The organism is Parabacteroides caeci (assembly GCF_023656795.1).
GTDB lineage: Bacteria > Bacteroidota > Bacteroidia > Bacteroidales > Tannerellaceae > Parabacteroides > Parabacteroides segnis.
On sequence record NZ_JAMOKT010000032.1, the window covers coordinates 1 to 22,159 of the forward strand.

The 22,159-nt window shown below is 42.7% G+C and carries 13 protein-coding genes; all 13 read left to right on the plus strand.

Annotation, left to right across the window (positions count from 1 at the left end):
- Window positions 1–345 precede the first annotated feature (345 nt).
- The 13 genes from NBH15_RS15975 (at window position 346) to NBH15_RS16035 (ending at window position 21,280) form a co-directional block, all read left to right on the plus strand.
- Complete coding sequence (locus tag NBH15_RS15975; protein ID WP_128133127.1) at window positions 346–669, plus strand: hypothetical protein; 324 nt, start codon at window positions 346–348, stop codon at window positions 667–669.
- 172 nt (window positions 670–841) lie between these two features.
- Complete coding sequence (locus NBH15_RS15980) at window positions 842–1,780, plus strand: FecR family protein (RefSeq protein WP_250823039.1); 939 nt, start codon at window positions 842–844, stop codon at window positions 1,778–1,780.
- A gap of 223 nt (window positions 1,781–2,003) precedes the next feature.
- Window positions 2,004–5,498: a TonB-dependent receptor gene (locus NBH15_RS15985; protein WP_250823040.1), complete on the plus strand. Its 3,495-nt coding sequence runs from the start codon at window positions 2,004–2,006 to the stop codon at window positions 5,496–5,498.
- A gap of 21 nt (window positions 5,499–5,519) precedes the next feature.
- On the plus strand, window positions 5,520–7,427 hold the full coding sequence (locus tag NBH15_RS15990) for a RagB/SusD family nutrient uptake outer membrane protein (protein WP_128133130.1): 1,908 nt from the start codon (window positions 5,520–5,522) through the stop codon (window positions 7,425–7,427).
- A 79-nt stretch (window positions 7,428–7,506) separates the two neighbouring features.
- A complete protein-coding gene (locus NBH15_RS15995; protein ID WP_250823041.1) occupies window positions 7,507–8,931 on the plus strand; it encodes an arylsulfatase in 1,425 nt (474 codons plus the stop codon).
- Window positions 8,932–9,126: 195 nt separating this feature from the next.
- Window positions 9,127–9,672 (plus strand): RNA polymerase sigma factor, encoded by a 546-nt coding sequence (locus tag NBH15_RS16000; protein ID WP_128133132.1) that lies wholly within the window; start codon window positions 9,127–9,129, stop codon window positions 9,670–9,672.
- Window positions 9,673–9,744: 72 nt separating this feature from the next.
- On the plus strand, window positions 9,745–10,812 hold the full coding sequence (locus tag NBH15_RS16005; protein ID WP_250823042.1) for a FecR family protein: 1,068 nt from the start codon (window positions 9,745–9,747) through the stop codon (window positions 10,810–10,812).
- A 184-nt stretch (window positions 10,813–10,996) separates the two neighbouring features.
- Window positions 10,997–11,416, plus strand: coding sequence for an STN domain-containing protein (locus tag NBH15_RS16010; protein WP_250823043.1), 420 nt, complete (start codon window positions 10,997–10,999; stop codon window positions 11,414–11,416).
- A 133-nt stretch (window positions 11,417–11,549) separates the two neighbouring features.
- A complete protein-coding gene (locus NBH15_RS16015; RefSeq protein WP_250823044.1) occupies window positions 11,550–14,411 on the plus strand; it encodes a SusC/RagA family TonB-linked outer membrane protein in 2,862 nt (953 codons plus the stop codon).
- Window positions 14,412–14,422: 11 nt separating this feature from the next.
- On the plus strand, window positions 14,423–16,360 hold the full coding sequence (locus NBH15_RS16020; protein WP_250823045.1) for a RagB/SusD family nutrient uptake outer membrane protein: 1,938 nt from the start codon (window positions 14,423–14,425) through the stop codon (window positions 16,358–16,360).
- 83 nt (window positions 16,361–16,443) lie between these two features.
- Window positions 16,444–18,042 carry a DUF4874 domain-containing protein gene (locus tag NBH15_RS16025; protein WP_250823046.1) on the plus strand — a complete coding sequence of 533 codons (1,599 nt, stop codon included), beginning with the start codon at window positions 16,444–16,446 and terminating at the stop codon, window positions 18,040–18,042.
- Between the two features lie 566 nt (window positions 18,043–18,608).
- Window positions 18,609–19,793, plus strand: a complete 1,185-nt coding sequence (locus NBH15_RS16030; protein ID WP_250823047.1) for a glycoside hydrolase family 76 protein — start codon at window positions 18,609–18,611, stop codon at window positions 19,791–19,793.
- A 17-nt stretch (window positions 19,794–19,810) separates the two neighbouring features.
- Window positions 19,811–21,280: a glycoside hydrolase family 125 protein gene (locus NBH15_RS16035; RefSeq protein WP_128133137.1), complete on the plus strand. Its 1,470-nt coding sequence runs from the start codon at window positions 19,811–19,813 to the stop codon at window positions 21,278–21,280.
- The last annotated feature ends 879 nt before the right edge of the window (window positions 21,281–22,159 follow it).

Consider the following 22,159-nt stretch of genomic DNA (forward strand, 5'->3'; position numbering starts at 1 on the left):
TATCTGACAACAAATGTAGACAGCGACCTGTTACACGAGGATCTGTCACTTCTGAAAAATAATTAGAGGTATTCATTTTGCAATGATAAACTTTTTAGAGGAATTTTGGTGCGGTCGCCCTGCAGAAGGTACTTCTTCTTGTAGAAAAATCCACACAAGTATGGAGAAATTCCCCACCTGACGGATTTACTTCTTTTTACCCCGGTTAATCAATAAAAAATTAACCTGCCCATTTAGAACATGTTACCTGAAAGAATAGTTCATATCATCTTTTTGGCACGGAAATTGAAGAATATGGGGCAATAGGTAAATTTAGGTTTTTAGTTTTAAGGCAAAAAAGAAAGTATGAAAAAGATTATTTTAATGACAGCGATTGCCATGTGCACCGCTTTTACGTCACAGCTTCAGGCACAAAACGCACCGGACAACAAAACACAGGTAGAAAAACAGGATAAGTTTTATGAAATAGACGTTACGAATATCCCCCAGATACTTCAGGAGGGTGTAAACAATGTCTATCAAGATTGTCTGATAAAATCCGTTTACGTGTCGAATAACAGCACTTATGTTAAATACAAAGTTATCCTGGTGACACGCGAAGGAAAAGAAATGAAAGTTTATTTCGATGACAAAGGAGCCGTAGTCAAGGAACATAGTTATTTCAAATAAGACATTGATTCCCAAGTTAAACACACATATATTTTGCATGCTTTCGCCGATCTGTGATCAGCGCAGATCTGAAAAGATGTAATTTTTTTTCTTTTTTCGTTAGGGTAATCCGGGAATGGGGTGTTATTAGTATGAAAGGACCCTGAACGGGAACCTGAATCAATACGAAAGAATGGAAAAAGAATTACTACATAAATATTTCAGAGGCGAAACTTCCCCCCAGGAAGAAAAACTGATCATGGATTGGGCGGAAGCTTCCGGTGACAATTACCGGGAGTATCTGGAAGAGCGCAAAATCTGGAATGCGCTATTAATACATTATACAAAGCCTACTGAGAACGCGACAGCATTCTCAGTTCAGAATAAATCATTTATTCTTTGGAAAGTAGCGAGCATCGCCGCTTCTGTCGCTCTACTGTTTGCTCTCTCCTGGATCTGGATTATCTCCGGCAATAAAGAAGCCGGGGGATTACAAGCCGTTATGGTTCCCGCCGGCCAGCGTGTAGAGTTGGTGCTTGAAGACGGCACACGGGTCTGGCTCAACTCCAAATCAAAACTAACCTATCCCACTTCATTCGGGAAAAAGAAGCGCGAAGTCATACTGGATGGTGAAGGCTATTTTGAGGTAACGAAAAATGAAAAGGCACCCTTTATCGTAAAAACACACAAGTATGATATCAAAGTATTAGGAACAACTTTCAATATCTCCGCCTATCAGAATAAACTGAGTGCATTCGAAACCTCCCTGCTGGAAGGTGCAGTCGAAGTTTTCTCATCCAACAATACTGAGCATGTTTCACTCACTCCCCATGAGAAAGTAACAGAAATAAACGGTACGTTGCGAAAAGATACGATCAATAATATGGAACATCTGCGCTGGAGAGAAGGATTGATCTGCCTGGATGACGAACCATTCGACAGTCTGATGAAAAAATTCTCTGTTTATTACGGCATCGACATCTTCATAAAAAATAACAGCGTATCGAAATACCGCTGCACCGGAAAGTTCAGGCAAACCGACGGTATAGAATATGCATTGAGAGTTCTTCAGAAAGACGTCTCATTCAAATATATAAGAGACGATGACTTGAATACAATTACAATCATATAAATATGTTACATCTTAAAATCAATACACCATGAACAGAGACCCATAAGAAAAAAAAGCAAAGCCGGAAGATGTCCCCACATCCCCCGGCCGAAAGCTAATCAGAGACAACATCGATTAATTATCTCATTATTAACATTTAAATCCACACAAAGTTATGATAAATTTTCTTTGTCAAACCCTTTTTGTACCTAAAAAGTATAAATCAAACCATTTGGGACGGATTATGAAATTATCAACATTCCTTCTGCTGAGTTGCGCATTCACTGGTATTGCAGGAAATGTAAGTTCTCAGAACGCCAGGGTAACTCTGAACGAGAATAACGTGGCAGTCAGTAAAATTTTAAATTCAATCGAATCACAGACCGATTATTTGTTCATTTACAACAAGAATAATGTAAATGTCAGCCGTACGGCTTCTGTTAAAGCGAAAGAAAAGACAGTTGACAAAGTATTGTCGGAACTCTTCAACGGCACAAACATTACCTACGAAATGGAAGGTAAGCACATTGTGCTTTCTATGAAAAAAAACACTTCCGAAATAAATTCGACCGCTCAATCCCAACAGACAGGAAAGACTGTAACCGGAGTTATCAAAGATAAAAGCGGACTGGAAGTTATTGGTGCCAACATTGTCGAAAAAGGGACTACCAACGGAACGATCACCGATGTGAACGGCCAATTTTCACTGACCGTACAACCCGGAGCTATCCTTCAGGTTTCTTTTATCGGTTACAATACGAAAGAAATTAAAGTAGGTAACGAATCGACCCTCAACGTAATCCTGGAAGAAGACAGCCAGGCATTGGACGAAGTGGTGGTGGTAGGTTACGGTGCCCAGAAAAAGGTAAACCTGACCGGCGCGATCACAACCGTTAAAATGGAAGACGTAGTGGGTAACCGCCCCGTCGGCAACACGGCACAGGCACTGGAAGGAGCAATCCCAGGTTTGCAGGTAAGCCGCAACAACGGTAAACCCGGTACGACTATCAATATGAACGTACGTGGTGCAACCAGTATCAACGACGATACAAACGGCGCACCGCTGGTATTGGTCGATAACGTTCCGATGGACATCGACTTGCTGGACCCGAATGATATCGAAAGCGTAACCACCCTGAAAGATGCTGCTGCTTCTGCTATCTACGGAGCCCGTGCTGCATTCGGTGTAATCCTGATTACCACCAAACAAGGAAAAAAAGATACGCCGATGCGTGTAAGTTATAATAATAACTTCTCCTTTTCCACCCCTGCTACCATGCCTAATAAAGTTGACCCGTACACGACCGTACAAACGTATGCCAATATGGGACTGAAACGTTACTACGGGGGACAGGACACCGAACAATGGTTGGGATACCTGAATGAATACAGGAACGGACAACACAAGGACGGTTATGTTTATGCAGACGGCGTACGTTACAACCTGGCTGAAACAGATGTGATTGACGATATGGTGGATAACTTCGGTTTCCAGCAACAGCACAATGTCTCTGTAACAGGCGGTAGCAGTAAAGCGACTTACCGCGTATCATTCGGTATGGTGGATGAAGACGGTATACTGGTTACAGACAAAGACTCATATAAACGTTATAACGCATCTGCTTTCGTTAGTATGGATGCAAACAAATGGCTGACATTGCAGGCTGATTTCCGTTATACGGACTCCAAGACATCGACAGCACAATCCGGTACTTCTGAACATGGAGAAAACGCTATCTGGTCGTTTGCCAGCAGCATGCCGAGTATGTGTCCGCTGGGATACGGCTATGCAACCGAAGATGACGACGAATTACTTCCTTACGGAACACCATCCAATCTGCTGAGACTGGCTTCTCCCAAGATCAACCGGGCAAACAACACCCGTATCCTGGGCCGTGTAATGGTTAAACCGCTTGAAGGACTGGATATCATCGGCGAATACAGCTTCAACCGTAACTGGGGATCAGAAAAGCAATTCAATGAAATCTATAAATACATCGCCCCGGTAACAGGAGAAAAGAAAGATACATATACAAATTCAAAGTACCAGATGAAACAGTTCTTTGAAACCACCAATGCTATCAACATCTTTGCGACTTATTCAAAAGATATCGACGATCATTCTTTCTCCGTAATGGGTGGTTACAACCAGGAAAACTGGTACTACGAATCACTGAAAGCGACCCGTGAAGACCCGATCAACCAGGGATTGCCTTCTATCTCGCAGTCAACCGGAACGATCACCTCAGAAGACAGCTTTAAAGAATATGCCCTCAGAAGTTTATTCTATCGTGTGAACTACTCTTACAAAGGCAGATACCTGGTGGAGGCAAACGGACGTTACGACGGTTCATCCCGCTTCCCGAAAAACGACCGCTTCGGTTTCTTCCCTTCTTTCTCTGCCGGATGGCGTATTTCGGAAGAATCTTTCATGGAAGATACAAAAGATTGGATGAACAATCTGAAACTAAGAGCATCATGGGGTAGCATCGGTAATCAGAATGTAGATTATTACGCTTACCTACCGACTATCGATGCTAAGAATGACTACAACTGGATCTTACCGGGAACAGACAAATATGTAACGACCTTAGGTGTTCCGGGACTGGTTAGTTCTTCATTTACCTGGGAAACAGTTAACACATTGGACATTGGCGTCGACCTGAATCTGCTCAACCGCCTGGGCATTGTTTTCGATTGGTACCAGCGTGATACGAAAGATATGCTTACCGCAGCCAAACCGCTGCCAGGCGTACTGGGAGCTTCAGCCCCAAAAGTGAATGCTGCCGATATGCGTAGTAAAGGTTGGGAATTGGCAATCACATGGAACGACAAGATCGGAAAATATATCCGTTACAACATCGGTTTGAACCTGTATGATTCCCGTTCAAAGATCACCAAATACAGCAATGACGACAACCTGTTGACTTATAAGGATGCCTCGGACAATAACATCGAAAAAATGTATTATCGCGAAGGCATGGAATTCGGTGAAATATGGGGTTATACAACCGACCGTTTCTATACGGAAAATGATTTCGTTGACGGAAAACTGAAAGACGACGTTCCCGTTTTCCTGGGACAGAACAGGGATAATGTAAAACCGGGCGACATTCTTTACAAAGACTTCGACGGCGATGGCAAAATCAGCGACGGTGACAACTCGGAAAATAACCCGGGCGACCTGCGCAAAATCGGAAACAGCACTCCTCGCTTCCAGTATGGTATCAATGCCGGTATCTCTTACAAAGACTTCGACCTGTCTTTATTCTTCACCGGAGTAGGCAAACGTGACTTATGGGTTGGAGACTTATGGGCACCCAACGGACAGTTCGTCACCTCCGTATTTGACTATCAGACAGATTACTGGACAGAAGAAAACACCAACGCATATTATCCGAGAGTATACGGAGAAGGCGGCAACAACAGTTACAACAGCAAACGCCAGACTAAATATCTGGAAGACGGTTCGTATGTCCGCTTAAAGAACCTGACCATAGGTTACAATCTGCCGGCAGATCTTTGCAATAAGCTATACCTTCAGAAGCTGAGAATATTCTTCAGCGGTGAAAACCTTTTCACATGGCATCACCTGCCGGAAGGATACTATCCCGATTCATACAGTATGACACCGGGCAGCAACAAAGTAAACGCCAATATCGAAGGCGACTCTAAAGCATCCGGCTGGTCCTACCCGTTGATGAGACAATTTTCTTTTGGTATTAATGTTACATTCTAAAGTAAAGGAGATTCACTATATATGAAAAAGTTATTAATAAGTTTCCTGGCAATAGGTACCACTCTTTTCCAGTCATGCCTGAACAACGACTACCTGGAAAGACTTCCGCTCGACAAGCAGACGGAAGAAACAGTATTCGTAAGCTACGACAATTTCAAGACATACTCCTGGAAGTTTTATACGTATCTGACTGCTTATGCCGGTCCGACAGCAATAAAAGGCGGTCCTAACGAAAAATATATCTTCGACAGCTATTCGGATAATGGTTTCTATGGAAATCCGGGAAGTGAGAACCAATGGGTATGGCCTGAAAAAGTAACTGTTCCCAGTACGGACGACGCTTACAGTAAACCTTACGAACGTATCCGTGCCATCAACATCATGCTGGACAATCTGGATAATTCCCAGATGAACGAAACGGAGAAAGCCCACTGGCGCAGTCTCGGTTATTTCTTCAAAGCAAACGAATATTACCGACTGATCGCTTACTACGGAAGTGCCATATGGGTAGAAAATGCCTTGAAAGATACAGATACGGAAGTATTATATGCCAAAAGGACTCCCCGTACGGAACTGGCAGCCAAAGTATTGGAAATGCTGGAATACGCTAAGGAAAATATAAATCCCGACGGTGACGGTGAAAACACAATCAACCGCGAAGTCGTTTGTGCCCTGATCTCCCGTTTCGGTTTGTTCGAAGGAACCTGGCAGAAATACCACAACATTTCTGACGGCATGACCTATTTACAGGCAAGTTACAAGGCTTCGACAGAGTTGATCAATGCTCATCCGACCGTACATAATCATTATGACGAACTGTTCAATTCTGAAGAATTACAGGGAATGACAGGTATATTGCTTTACAAGAATTTCCTGTCAGACGGAAAAGGACACAATATGACACGCTACGTGAGAACATCTTCCCATTATTCGGAAATCAGCTCGGACGGTGTCGCCGCTTATCTTTGCCAGGATGGTAAACCTATTTATACCAGCGAAATGTTCGGAGGAAACAAAGAAACCGGTGATGCAGATGTTTACACAGAATTCCGCAACAGGGATTATCGTTTATATTTCAATGTATGTCCTCCGTATAAGGTAAACAGCCCGACGGCAACGAATATGGATATGTCGAAAGTTACCAATACAGATGATCCCCGGGATAAAGAATTTATAGACCTGATGGCACAAATCTCGAACACAGGCGGTTCTACTAAAACGCTTCCGGCATTACAGTGGGCTGGCCAGATATTACGCGAAGTTCCCCATTTCCGTGAAAACTCTTATAATATGGGACAGGGATTCATGACTTCTTATGGCGGTTACTATGTATGGAAATATTATAATACGGTTACTCCGGTAAACTCCGCGGGTAGCGTGAACTCTACCGACTTCCCGTTGTTCCGCATGGGAGAGGTGATGGTTAACCATGCAGAAGTTGCCTGGGAGTTAGGACAGTTCAACCAGGGAATTGCAGATGCCACCATCAACGTTTTACGTAAACGTGCTCATGTGGCGGATATGAAAGTAAGCGAGATCAATGCTTCTTTCGATCCGAAAAGAGACCAGTCGGTCGATCCGGTTCTGTGGGAAATCCGTCGTGAACGCCGTGTCGAACTGATGTTCGAAGGATACCGTTACGATGACCTGCGCCGTTGGAAAAAGGCAGAATATATGAATAAACAGCAATTCGGCGTTTATCTGAAGAAATCAGACCTGGAAGACGAACGTCACATGGGTGATTCTGCCAATCCGTCAAACTTCAAACTGAAACTTGACCGCAATGGCGACGAAGGTCGTATCGTATTCTTCAGCAAACCTGTAGGATGGGTAGACCGCCATTATCTGTTCCCACTACCCAGCAATGAGTTGTTGCTGAACCAGAATATGGATCAGAATGAAGGTTATCCGCGTTCCAATGCTGAATAAACAATTCCATTATTAATTATAAAAGGCTGTTTTTGAAACCTTCGTTTTGAAACAGCCTTTTAAATTCCCACTTAATTCCATGAAAAGAAATATTTCACTTTACAGTATCTACCTGCTCACCGCCGGGAGCAGTGCAATATCCCTTTCAGCCAAAGAGAAAACAAATGTCGTATTCATCCTGGCTGATGACCTTGGTTACGGCGACCTGAGTTGTTACGGACAGGAAAAATTCCAGACACCTAATATAGACGAACTGGCACAGCGGGGCATACGTTTCACCCAATGTTATTCAGGAACGACCGTCAGCGCCCCTTCCCGTTGCAGCCTGGTAACCGGAATGCATACCGGAAACACCTGCATCCGCGGCAACTCCAGCGTAAACCCTGATTATGAAGTAGCCCTTCCTACCGGCACCAACACCATCTTCAAAATATTCAAAGAGGCCGGTTACAAAACCGGAGCTTTCGGGAAATGGGGACTGGGAGAAGTTGGCAGCACCGGTGATCCGAACAAGCAATTCGTCGATACGTTCTTCGGATACAACAGCCAGCTTCTTGCACACAACTATTATCCCGACCATATGTGGGATAACGATAAACGAATTGATTATCCTGAAAATGCAAACGGAGCCTATGGTACTTATTCCCAGGACGAGATCCACAAACATGCCCTGAAATTCATAGAGGATAATAAAGAAGAGCCTTTCTTCCTCTTCATCCCTTATGTCTTACCCCATGCCGAATTATTGGTACCGGAAGACAGTATTATACAGAAATTCAGAGGAATGTATCCGGAACAGCCTCATCACGGTACCGATTCAGGGCCTATGTTCCGCAAAGGTGGCTATTGTTCCCAGGTATACCCGCATGCCACATTCGCAGCAATGGTTTACCGCTACGATGTATATGTAGGGCAGATCGTTACCAAACTGAAGGAACTGGGGTTATATGATAATACACTCATCATCTTCACCAGCGATAACGGACCGCACCGTGAAGGAGGAGCCGACCCTGAATTCTTTAACAGCAATGGCATCTACCGCGGCATCAAACGGGATTTATATGAAGGAGGCATCCGTGTACCGATGATCGCTGCATGGCCCGGACAAATAGAAGAAGGAACGATCTCCCACCAGCCTTGTGCTTTCTGGGATATGATGCCTACTTTTGCCGAAGTCATCCATACTAAGAAAACTCCGGAATGCGACGGTATCAGTATCCTGCCTACATTAAAAGGAGAAAAAGGGCAGAAGCAACACGATTACTTCTACTTTGAATTCCACGAAATGAACGGACGCCAGGCCATCATCCGGGGAAACTGGAAACTGATCCTATTGGATATCCAGAAATCACCGAAATATGAGTTGTATAATATCGCTGCCGACCCTTCGGAAGTACACAACATGATCGACCGCAATCCTGAAAAGTTTGCCGAGTTGAAAACATTAATGGAGCAAGTCCATACAAAAGACACGAACTGGCCTTTGCTACCGGCTGAATTTTAACCGATAGCTAAAACCAAATACGACAAAAGAGGTTGATCAAAGATATCCCGCCTGATATTTTTGATCAACCTCTTTCTTTTGAAAACAATGAAATAATATTACCCTATCCACAAAAATATCATACATTTGCAGACGAGATACGAGAATATTTTTTAATTTTATCCATATAGTTTTATACAATTCAAACACCCATTAATGGAAAAATTGTCTGACGAAATACTATGGTCACTTTATCTGAAAGGGGACAAAGAAGCCCTTGAACAGATATACAGACGATACTATCCATTACTTTTGAATTACGGATGCAGACTTTCTGCCAATCAGGATCTGGTACAAGACTGTATTCAGAATTTGTTTATAAAACTAATGTCTAAATCACGAAACTTATCAGACACACCCTCTGTAAAAGGATATTTACTTAAAGCCTTCCGCAACAATCTGCTGGACAGTCTTGAAAAAGAAGAAAAACACAATGATTTCATCTTCATTGACGAAATACCGGAAGTATATCACACTACAACAGAAGAAGAATCTGCCCTTAAAGAAGATATAAGCAATCTGTCGTTGGCTTATCAGGAACTTTCTGCCAAACAAAAAGAAATATTATATCTTTTTTATATCAAAGGTATCTCTCACAAAGAAATTGCTGACATATTGAATATCAACTATCAATCTAGCAAAAACAGACTATCCCAGTCACTCGTACAATTACGTAAAATGTTTTTCCTGAATAAAAAATAACTTTTTTCGGTTTCTTACAAGTACCTTTTCCCTATTTCGCCGTATTTATAATAGAGAGACAACGAAAAAAGGATGAACAAAGCAGAAAAAAACATACGGAAAACTTCTTTCAAAAAGGCCGGACAGGCATTGATCGATCATATACAGGAAACCGAAAAGATTGACCTGCAAAGAATCGAACAATCTCTGGATGATCTGAAAAACAGCTATCAGATACAACACAAACGAAGAAAACTATGGCTTTACGCTGCTTCTGTTGCCGCATCGTTATTGATAGCAGCCTTATCAATCAACTTTCTATATTCGCCAAACTCCTACGACTGGGATATGCTGGCAACATCTTTACTGAACGATAGTATACCTCATCAAGATAAAGAGATCACCCTGATCACCCAAAACGACCGGATGAAACTCTCCAACGAAGCTTCTCTGGAATACAAAAAAAATGGTACACTACAGGTAAACAAAGAAGATGTTGCTAAAGAAAATCCTGTCCGTCACAAAGAAAAACTAAACCACATTATTGTCCCGAAAGGGAAAAGGGCCACCATAACCTTTTCAGACGGAACATCTATGTATATCAATTCCGGAAGTCATGTTATTTATCCTTCCGACTTTGATAAAGACAAAAGAGAAATTCTTGTAGAAGGAGAGGTTTACCTGGAGGTCGCTAAAGACCCTAAACGTCCTTTCTTTGTTAAGACGAAGGATTTCGATGTAAAAGTATTGGGAACAACGTTTAATGTGTCCGCCTACAAAGACGACGCTATAGCATCCGTCGTACTGGTAGAAGGTAAAGTGGAAGTGGATAACAACATTCAGAAAACCACGATCAGACCCAATGAGAAAATCGCTATTGCCCACGGAGAATCAACAGTTAGCATCGTGGACGTAAATGAATACATTTCATGGAAAGATTATATCATGCTGTTTGCAGAGCATCGCGCCGGAGATGTATTCACACGTTTATCACGCTATTATGGTGTTCATATCGAATGCGAACCATCCATAGCCTCATATCCGGTTTCAGGAAAACTGGATTTAAAGAGTGGCATAAATAACTCTTTAGATATTCTTACAGAGTTACTGGATATTAAATATAAAACCGAGCCGGACGGGAGTATCCGGATCTTTCAATAAATGATTGTTTAACCTAAAATATATTTGCTTATGAAATAAACACACGAAATGAAAAGGGAAATTCCACATCTCCCCCCTCAAGAGAGAAAAGTATATGATACTGAAAAAGCCAGACAATACCGTCATATTGCCTGGCTCAGGAAAGTATTAATCTAGTTCGTTACTAAAAAATACACACAAATGTATGAAAAAACAAAAGAGTATCAAATCTAAAAGATTTAATTATCTAAAAAGTATTTGTTTAAGTGGCTGTTTATTATGCACTGCAGCAGAAACAGCAGCAAATTTAACCGAAAATTATTCGGCACAAGTTTATTTAACTGTAAAAATGAACAACAAAACGGTACGGGATGTATTTTCCTATATCGAAAAGAACAGTGAATTCATTTTTATCTACCAGGGTACCAAAATCGATCTGGACAGAAAAGTATCCATAGACCTGAACGATCAACCGGTTCAGACAATTCTTCATGAAATCTTTGCCGGAACAAACGACACCTATTCTATAAAAGGTCGACAGATCATTGTCAAAAAATCACAGACAAAAGAAAACACCGGAGTACTAAGTACCAACCAGCAAAAAAAACCGTTACCGGTTTATTGACTGATGCTGATGGTAATCCGGTTATCGGTGCAACAGTTACTATCAAAGGTACCACCCACGGTGTTACGACTGATATATCGGATTTAATACGGAAGAAAAAACCTACAAAGGCGAAGCTAACATCAACATTCGCATGATGGAAGCCTCCGTAGGTCTGGAAGACGTGGTTGTAATCGGTTACGGCCAACAGAAAAAAGAGAGCGTAGTTTCTTCATTGAACACGATCGGACCGGCTGAGTTAAATGTAAAACAACGTAACCTGCGCAACACGTTGGCCGGACAAATTGCCGGTGTAATTGCCGTACAAAGAAGCGGTGAGCCGGGTAACGATGCAGCTGCATTCTATATTCGCGGACAGAGTTCATATGCCGGCGGTACCTCTGCTTTAGTATTAGTAGACGGTGTTCCCAGAAGCATGGACGATATCGACGTAGACGAAATCGAGAGTTTCACCGTTTTAAAGGATGCTGCCGCTACTGCCGTTTATGGTGCAGAAGGTGCGAATGGTGTTGTATTGATTACTTCCAAACGCGGTAAAGCCCAAAAGACATCTGTCAACTTCAGTGCACAATACAGTATTGTCAGTCCGACACGCATGCCTGAAACATTAAATTCTTATGATTATCTGTCATTATATAATGAAGCATTATGGAATGACCAGGGTAATCCGAACAAAGAGTATTTCAATCCTCAATTTACCGACGAAACACTTGAAAAATACAGAACCGGTATAGACAGGGATTTATATCCTTCTGTAAACTGGTATGATTTACTTCAGGATCATACACAAAGTCAGAGATATACGGTAAACTTCAGAGGAGGTTCCGAGAAAGTACGCTTTTTTGCTTCCGGAGCTTACTATTCAGAAGACGGTATCTTCGATTCTACTCCTAAAGAGGATTACAATGCCAATATCGGATTACAACGTTTCAACTTGCGTTCCAACGTGGATATGGACCTGACAAAAACGACTCAACTATCTATCGATATGAGTGGACAGTACTTGAAGAAAAATCAACCGGGATATACTTCGGATGAAATCTTCAATTATATCAGCCACTTCCCTGTACATGTTATTCCGATGTACTATTCCGACGATACTGCCTCGGACCATGGAGCTCCCGGATACGGTGTTGAATATCAGCCATACAACATGTTGAATAATAGCGGATACAGCAAAACATGGAGTGCTTTCTTACAAACAAAAGTCACATTAAAGCAAGATCTTAAATTCATCACAGAAGGATTATCAGTGAAAGGTTCTGTCAGTTTTGATGCCGACTTCTCTTCAACCATGAAGAGATCAAAAACCCCGCAAACGTTTTTTACATTAGGTCGAAATGAAGACGGGACACTCAATAAAAAAACGATCAAAGAAAGTTCTGCCTTGAGCAATCCTTACAAATCCTCGACTGATGGTACGAAAAAGATCTACATGGAAGCATCATTAGATTATCAGCGTTCTTTCAACAAGATGCATGATGTAACCGGTATGATATTGTATATGCAAAAAGAAACGCAATATCAAAACAAAGAGGGTTTACAACTTTTACCCTACCGCAAACAGAGCGTTGTTGCCCGTGCAACTTATGGATACAACGACCGGTACATGCTGGAAGCCAGTATGGGTATGACCGGTAGTGAAAACTTTGCACAAGGCCACAGATGGGGTATTTTCCCAGCCGTAGGTGCAGCCTGGTTCGTCAGCCATGAAAAGTTCATGAGAGGAGTAGAAGATTATATCAGTAAACTGAAGCTGAGAGCTTCTTATGGTATAACCGGTAATGATAACATTGGGGAAGATACACGTTTCCCTTATAGAGAAAGTATCAATACTGGTCTTGGCAGTTATAGCTTCGGATTAACGCCAGGAGCTAATGGCGGTACAGGTAACTCTCCGGGCAACGGTATTGCAGAAGGTAGTTTTGCCATGCCTAACCTGTCATGGGAAATTGAAAAAAAACTGAATCTAGGTCTCGACTTAGGATTATTCAGAGGACGTGTCGACTTCAGTGCCGATTATTTTTATAACCGCCGTAGCGATATCTTGTTGCAAAGACAAACTGTTTCAAACGTTTCCGGTCTCCGAGTAAAACCGTACCAGAATTTCGGTGTCGTTAGAAACCAGGGAGTTGATGCCAATCTTGTACTAAAACAGAAAGTAGGGAATGTAGATCTCTCCGCTCGAGGCAACTTGACTTATGCAAAAAATAAGATCCTTGAACGCGATGAGATTCCTCAGAAATACGATTATCAGACATATACAGGAAACTCCATCGACAAACCATTACTGTATATCGCAGAAGGTCTTTATACACCGGATGATTTTAATATCACAACAAACGAATACGGAGCCCAGACTTATAAGTTGAAAGACGGTATAGCTGTACCTGCCGCCAATGTAGCACCCGGTGATATCAAATACAAAGACTTGAACAACGATGGTGTCATCGACTCTTATGACCGTACTTACGATCACAAATTCTATCAGGCAACACCGGAAATCGTCTATGGATTCGGGATAAACGCAGAATGGAAAGGTTTCTTTGTCGGCGTCTTCTTCCAGGGAACAGCACATACGTCGGCCAATATGTTGGCAAACAATTATGCAATGATCCCATTCACGAAAGGTATCGACAACGGTTCGGCCCGTACAGAAATTACAGACCGCTGGCTGCCCGGTAACCCGAATAACCAGGATGTTACTTTCCCGCGTCTACATACCAATTCATTTAGCCATAATATGGAAAATAGTACCTGGTGGTATCGCAATGCTGGATTCCTTCGACTGAAGAACATCGAAATCGGTTATCAGTTCAATGACAAAATACTCAAGCAACTCCGTATGAAAAATTTGAGAGTTTATTTGCAAGGAAATAACGTTGCAGTCTGGGATCACATCAAATACTGGGATCCGGAATTAGGTAGTGCAAATTCAGGTGCCAAATATCCTATCTGCAGCACATATTCTCTTGGATTAGAAGTCACATTTTAAAAACAACAAATATGAAATTCTTAAATAAAATAACATCAATAGCTTCTGCATGCTTTTTAACTCTTGCCCTCACAGGATGTAGTGATTATCTGGATGTATCGGATGAAGTGGCAGAAAACCTGACTTTAGATGAAGTTTTTGATAACCCCAACTACATGCGTCGTTGGCATGGTAATCTGTTCAACTGTATTTCAGAATATTCCAGTATCGGTAGAAATAAAACCAACAATTATCCCGGAGCCGGAGCCTTTTCCGGAGTTTGGGTATCCATGTGTGGAGAAACAACCATCAGTGCTGCCGGTTGGGGTGAAATGATATCCGGTTTTACATCAGCCAATGCTCCATACCAACGTTGGACACCGTTATATCAGTATATTCGTGATGCTAAGATTTTCCTGGATAGAGTAAATCCTAAAGGAGGTATCAACGACCAATTTCAATTAACTGAAGCAGACGTAAAGAGAATGAAAGCAGAGGCTAAATACCTTATTGCTTACAGTTATTTTTCACTCTTTGAAATGTATGGCCCGGTTCCTATCCTGGATGAATTAGCCGATCCGGAAGACAAAGGCTTGGATTATGCCAGATCTTCCGTGGATGAAACTGTTGAATACATCGATAACTTATTGAAAGAAGTCATTGAATCCGGTGATCTGCCCGAAACGATTATCCAAAATCAGTCAGCTACCGGAAACGACCGGTACAATTTGAACGAGATTGTCCGTCCGACAATGACCGTTGCTAAAGCATTAAGAGCTAAACTTTGGGTATATGCAGCTTCTCCCCTATTCAATGGCGGTTACAAAGAGACACTGGATATTGCCAATACCGATGGTAAAAAAATATTTTCTTCCTACGATGCCAACAAATGGGTTACTGCTAAAAGCCGTCTGGAAGATCTATTGAATAATGCGGAACAAAACAAACACACCTTGTTTACCGTATATAATACAGATGGAACCATCAATCCGGATGAATCTGTTTATCAGTTATTCCAGAACTACAATGACGAAATATTGTGGGCTACCGGAGACAACCTTTGGAACGGTTCAACTATGGAACAGAACACCAACCCCAGAGACTGCTACACAGGGTGGGGATATCTTGGTGTTTCTCAGAATTTAGTGGATGCCTTCTTCGTTAAAGACGGGTTAACAATCGATGATCCGGGTAGCATGTATAAAGAAGATGGTTTTACCGATGTTGTCAACCCATGTAACGAAAACAAGCGGGTAGATACAAATGTATTCAATATGTATGCCAACCGCGAACCTCGTTTCTATGCAGGCGTAGGATATGAAGGCAAAAGCTGGCATATTCAGCCGGTGGGAAGACCCGATTACACAATCGGATTTGCCAAAGGGGAAGGTAGCGACAACTCGTCTGCCGATAACCCTCGTACCGGCTATCTGCCTACTAAATTCAAAAACCGTAAAATCCTGTTTACCGGAAACTATTTAAGAGCCTGGGCACGTCCTTCTATCCTTTTCCGTCTGGCAGATTTCTATCTGTACTATGCAGAAGTTTGTAACGAAGTCGATCCGAACGATCCCAATATCATTAAATATCTGGACTTGGTAAGACAACGTGCCGGCATTCCGGGTTATAAAGAACTTGCCGCTTCCGGTAAAAAGAATATTATTGGCAATCAGGAACTGCAACGGAAAATGATTCAGCGCGAACGTACTGTGGAACTGTTTATGGAAGGACAACACTACTTCGATATCCGGCGCTGGATGATTTGCGGAGAAGGCGAAGAGGCAGATCAAAGCGTTCTCTATTCGATGAATATGAACGGATACAAAGATCAACCGATCGGAGCCAACAATTCGTTCTTCAACCGCATTGTTCTTGAAAACCGTGCCTGGAGACGTGCCATGTACCTTTATCCGATTCCACAGGATGAAATACAAAAAAGTCGGCTTCTGGTTCAGAATCCTTTATGGTAAAAACTGATTAATTATAAAAACAGATAGGCCTTATACTAGTTATATTATTAGTATAGGGCTTATTCTCTCTTAAATCATATCTCATGAAACAAAAAAAATACCTTATTCTTATCCTGTCAGGGTTATTCTTTTCCATTACTAATAGTATACACGGAAATAATCCGGATAAAGGCAACGAAAAAGCAAAGACAATCACCTTCCGCGGCATCTATGCCGACGACCCTGCCGGACAGGAAGGTCTGTACAATCCGGAAAGAGGTTTACGGTTAGAAATAGCAGTCGATATTGCCGGTCGGAAAGATGTCTGGAATCCTAAACAATTCCCTGATATAACCAGTCATTTAGAATCAGAATCCGCTATGTATGCATCAGACAGTATCAGCTTGGTCCAAAGTTATTTTTATCTCACCGGATTTGCCGGGAAGGAACTGTCGGAGGATGCTTTTGCCACAATGGACACCTATTTCAACAAACTAAGGGAATCTGGTAAAAAGGCTGTGTTGCGGTTCGCTTATGAAACCGCCTTTATGGGAAGGGCAGGAACTGGTCCTACCCTGGAAGATGTGCTCCGCCATATGGAACAACTGAAACCATTCCTTGCACAAAACACAGATGTCATCCAAGTTGTTCAAGCCGGATTCATCGGCGCATGGGGCGAATGGCACAGTTCATTCCACGGACTGGAAAAAACGAACGACAGCAAACGTACCATCCTGGAAAAGATAGTCTGGATGACTCCGGAGAACAGAATGGTACAGGTAAGAGTTCCCGAATATAAAAACCTGATCAACAAGGAAGACCAATCATACAACCGAATCTCTTTCCACGATGATTTTATCGTAATAAAACCTCATCAATGGGACGGAGGCATGCACGAAGGGACTCCCTACTTCAACCAGATCGTTGAAGAAAGTCCTTATTTAGTTGTAGACGGAGAGCTCCCCTGGGGTACCTGGAGCATGAACGAAGACCCCGACAACCCGGAAGCCGGATGGGTTATCGACGGTAAAGCGACCGCCAGGCAACTTTTCCTGCAACATTACACCTCGCTCAGTGCTATCCATAATTACAAGGAGAAAGGAACTAAAGACAAATACTCAATGATGTACTGGAAAGAAACTCCACTGGAAGAATCATTCCTGTCGGAAAACCATATGCCTGTCTCCGGTAATTATTTTAAGAATCAGGACGGAAGTCCTGCCGTAAGAAATGTGTTCGATTATATCCGAGATCATCTGGGTTATCGACTGGAACTGCAACAACTCAAAATAAACGGCATCCCGACAGCCGGAAAAGAAATCTCACTGGACCTCTCCCTGATTAACAGAGGCTTTTCCACCTTATTCAATGAGCATCCCGTTTATTTTGTACTGATCGATGAACAGGACCGGATCACGGAATTTCTGACGGAGACGAACGTTCACGACTTCCAACCATACCAGCCCAAAGATCCGGAGTGTAAACCTTTGCTTCATGCCATCAAAGGACAATTTATTATTCCGGAACACCTGGAAACAGGAAAATACCGGCTAGGTCTATGGATCCCTGATGGCTCCGAACGGTTGAAATATAACAACCGCTATGCCATCCGTTGTGCCAACGGAGATACGGAATGGTGGAGTTCGCCCGACAACAAATATGGTATCAACATCTTAACGTCATTAGATATAATACGCCACTGATCTATTCCCCGGTCGGATTAGAAACTGCATTGAATTTATTATTTGATTTATTTATTATCAAATTTGAATGTTTGTTTATAGCAACTGGTTGTACCTGGCTCCCCTCTGGAGAGGGGGCAGGGGGTGTGTCATATCCCCGCCATACAACCACCATAATCAGAGTCACTTGACTATTACAGGTTCATTTGCCGTTTGCTTCAGCTGACGGTTTACAAGTTGTTTCTCTCTTTTGGCTTCAGCCACATTTCTCCTAGATAGAAAACTGTAAGAAATGGGACTAAAGTCCAATGGAATAGACCCTTTACTAATCCGTCAGCTGAAGCAGACGGCAAATAAACCTGTAACAAGGCTTGTTTTATTAACTGGCTTTAACACACCCCCTACCCCCTCTCAAGAGGGGAGCCAGTTACAACCAGTCACTAAACAGATAGTTCAATTATTTCTATATTGGAACCAAACAATAAATTCAAAACAATTTCTAGTTTTGTCTGCCTCTTTTATAATTCAATAACTAAAGAAAAATATTATATTTGCATCTTTTATTCTTAATTCAATTATTGTAGACCATGAATACTAAATCAATTCTTAATTGTTGCCTGCTCGTATTGTGTTTTTGTGCGTGCACCGGACAACATCTTCCCGGTGAAAACAGAAATGTAGCTATCGCTGATTCCTTATTAACCAACATTCTGACAAAGTATAACGTCGAAAAGTACGGTCTTCTTTCCGAGACCTATCCGGTAAACCCGGAAAATCAAGTCACTTACCTTGCCGAAGGGAGTGAACAGAAAAAGAACCAGGAAGTCTCTTTCCTATGGCCTTACTCCGGTATGCTGTCGGGATGTATCTCCCTCTATGACGTTACCGGAGAAAAGAAATACCTGGAAATACTGGAAAAACGTATTATCCCGGGACTGGATCTGTATTGGGATAATACACGTACTCCGCACTGTTATCAAAGCTATCCGAGATTCAATGGTGAAAGCGACCGCTTTTACGATGATAATGACTGGCTGACCATCGACTTCTGCGATTTGTATGCCCTCACCAAAGACCAACAATATCTCCTGAAAGCAAAAGAGTTGCACGAGTATATATACAGCGGATGGGACGATGCGCTGGGAGGCGGCATCTATTGGTGCGAACAGAAAAAGACTTCTAAAAACACCTGCTCCAATGCTCCGGCAACCGTTTTGTGCATGAAACTGTATAACCTGACGAAAGAACAAAAGTACCTCGACCAGGCCATAGAAACGTATAACTGGACAAAGAAGAACCTGTGCGACCCTGCCGATTCGGTATATTGGGATAACATCGGACTCGATCAAACAATCGGTAAAGCCAAATTCACCTACAACAGCGGACAAATGATCCAGGCAGGCGTACTCCTTTACCAGACGACCTCGGACAAAATCTATCTGGCAGACGCAAAGAACACTGCAAAAGGCGCTTACAAGCATTTTTTAGGGAAACGTACAGGGATTAACGGAAAAGATGCTTACTTTTACCCCACAAATCCATGGTTCAATGTCATTTTATTACGCGGTCTCCTTGCTTTGGCGGAGGTAGACAACGATTATACATATGTCAGAACAATGGTGGACAATGCCCATTACGCCTGGGAATATACCCGTGACGAGAACCGATTCCTGGGGAATGACTGGGCTGGGACCGATAACAAAAAGTTCAAGTGGCTGCTGGACAATGCCTGTATGATTGAGCTTTTTGCTGAAACAAGTAACATTCAATAAATAAAATATATAAACCCATGACTACACGTAGAAACTTTCTAAAATCCGGAGGTTTGTCTCTGGCAGGTCTGTTGGTCGGGCAAAAATCATTTGCTCATTTGGCAGAATCGGCTACACCGGGCGCACCTCTCGTTTCTAACACATTACAGTACACTTGCCAACGTCCGGCACCGGAGAAACGCCAGTTTACTTCTGCCGCCGTCGAAAAGGCAATCCAGACGACAAAAGCCAAACTGAAAGATCCGAAACTGGCCTGGATGTTTGAGAACTGTTTTCCAAACACACTCGACACAACCTGTGAGCATAAAATGGTAAACGGCAAGCCTGACACATTCGTCCTTACAGGTGATATCCACGCGATGTGGCTCCGTGACTCATCCGCACAGGTTTTTCCGCATATCATTTTTGCAAATGAAGACCCGAAAGTAAAGACAATGCTGGCAGGTGTTATCAACCGCCAGACCTGGTGTATCAACATCGACCCGTACGCCAACGGTTTCAACGAAGGCCCGACAGGCAGTGAATGGGAAAGCGATCGTACGGAAATGAAACCGGAACTTCACGAACGCAAATGGGAGATCGACTCGCTCTGTTACCCCATCCGCCTGGCTTACCACTTCTGGAAAAAGACCGGCGACACCTCTCCTTTCGATGCCGAATGGGAGAAAGCGATGAAATCGGTTTATAAAACATTTATCGAGCAGCAGCGCAAAGACAGCCTCGGCCCGTATCGCTTCTCCCGTAAGACAGACCGCCAGGGAGACACCTTGCTGAACGACGGTTACGGTAGTCCGGTAAACCCTGTCGGATTGATCGTTTCTTCTTTCCGCCCGTCTGATGATGCGACTTTGTTCGGTTTCCTGATCCCGTCGAATATGTTTGCCGTCACTTCACTCCGCCAGTTGGCAGAGATGATGCGCGACATCAAAAAAGATAACGACTTTGCCCGCCAGTGCGACTCATTGGCCGACGAAGTAGCTGCCGCCATCGAGAAATACGGTATTGTAGAACACCCCGAATTCGGAAAGGTATATGCCTTCGAAGCAGACGGTTTCTATAACCACGTTTTCATGGACGACGCCAATGTCCCCAGTTTGCTGGCTATGCCTTACCTGGGATGTGTCGATGTGAACGATCCGGTCTACCAGAATACCCGCAAACTGGTTCTGAGCCCGCTGAACCCCTACTTCTATAAAGGCAAGGCAGGCGAAGGTATCGGCGGTCCGCACATCGGTTTCGACTTTATCTGGCCGATGAGTATCATCATGCGATGCAACACGACTAACGATACCGAAGAAATACGCCACTGTGTAAAAATGCTCCGTGATACGGACGGCGACACCGGTTTCATGCACGAATCATTCCACAAAGACGATCCAAAGAAGTTCACCCGTTCCTGGTTCGCCTGGGTAAATACTCTATTCGGTGAAATGATCTACCGCCTGGTACAGGAAGGTAAAACGGATATATTGAATAATTTGGGATGATTGAGTCAATATAGAAATATTTAAGCTATCTATTTAAGTGACTGGTTGTAACTGGCTCCCCTCTCGAGAGGGGGTAGGGGGTGTGTTAAAGCCAGTCAATAAAACAAGCCTTGTTACAGGTTTATTTGCCGTCTGCTTCAGCTGACGGATTAGTAAAGGATCTATCTCATTGGACTTTAGTCCCATTTCTTACAGTTTTCTATCTAAGAGACATGTGGCTGAAGCCAAAAGAGAGAAACAACTTGTAAACCGTCAGCTGAAGCAGACGGCAAATGAACATGTAATAGTCTAGTGACTCTGATTAGGATGGTTGTATAGGCGGGAATATGACACACCCCCTTCCCCCTCTCGAGAGGGGAGCCAGTTACAACCAGTTGCTATAAACAAACACTCATTTTTGATAAGAAGTGAACCATCTATGAATATGACTAGTTGTACCTGTTTCTCCTCTTGAAAGACGATAAGAGGTGCATTAATACCAGTAAATAAAACAAAACCGATTGCAGACTCTCTTCAATAAAAGTTTTTCCGTTTTCTGTATTCATTCCTTCATCTATAGCATATAGAGTTTATAAATCAAAGAATACAAAATGAATACAATGAAGGATCCAATATAATTTGTAATTGAATTGATGTAAACATCTCTATTTCTCCCCTATCACTTCATCATGAACAACCATTGGATACCGGCAAATCCAAAGGTATATCTTATCTCTTTATTAGTGTATAGGTAGGGTGGGACTGATATACTTTTAGACCCAAAGTGCTGTATCCGTTCTTGTCCGTCATTCGTCAAACGCTTGTTCGATACCTGTCGGACGCTTATCTGATATCTGTCGAACAAGCATCCGACAGATGACAAACAAGAAATTGGACATG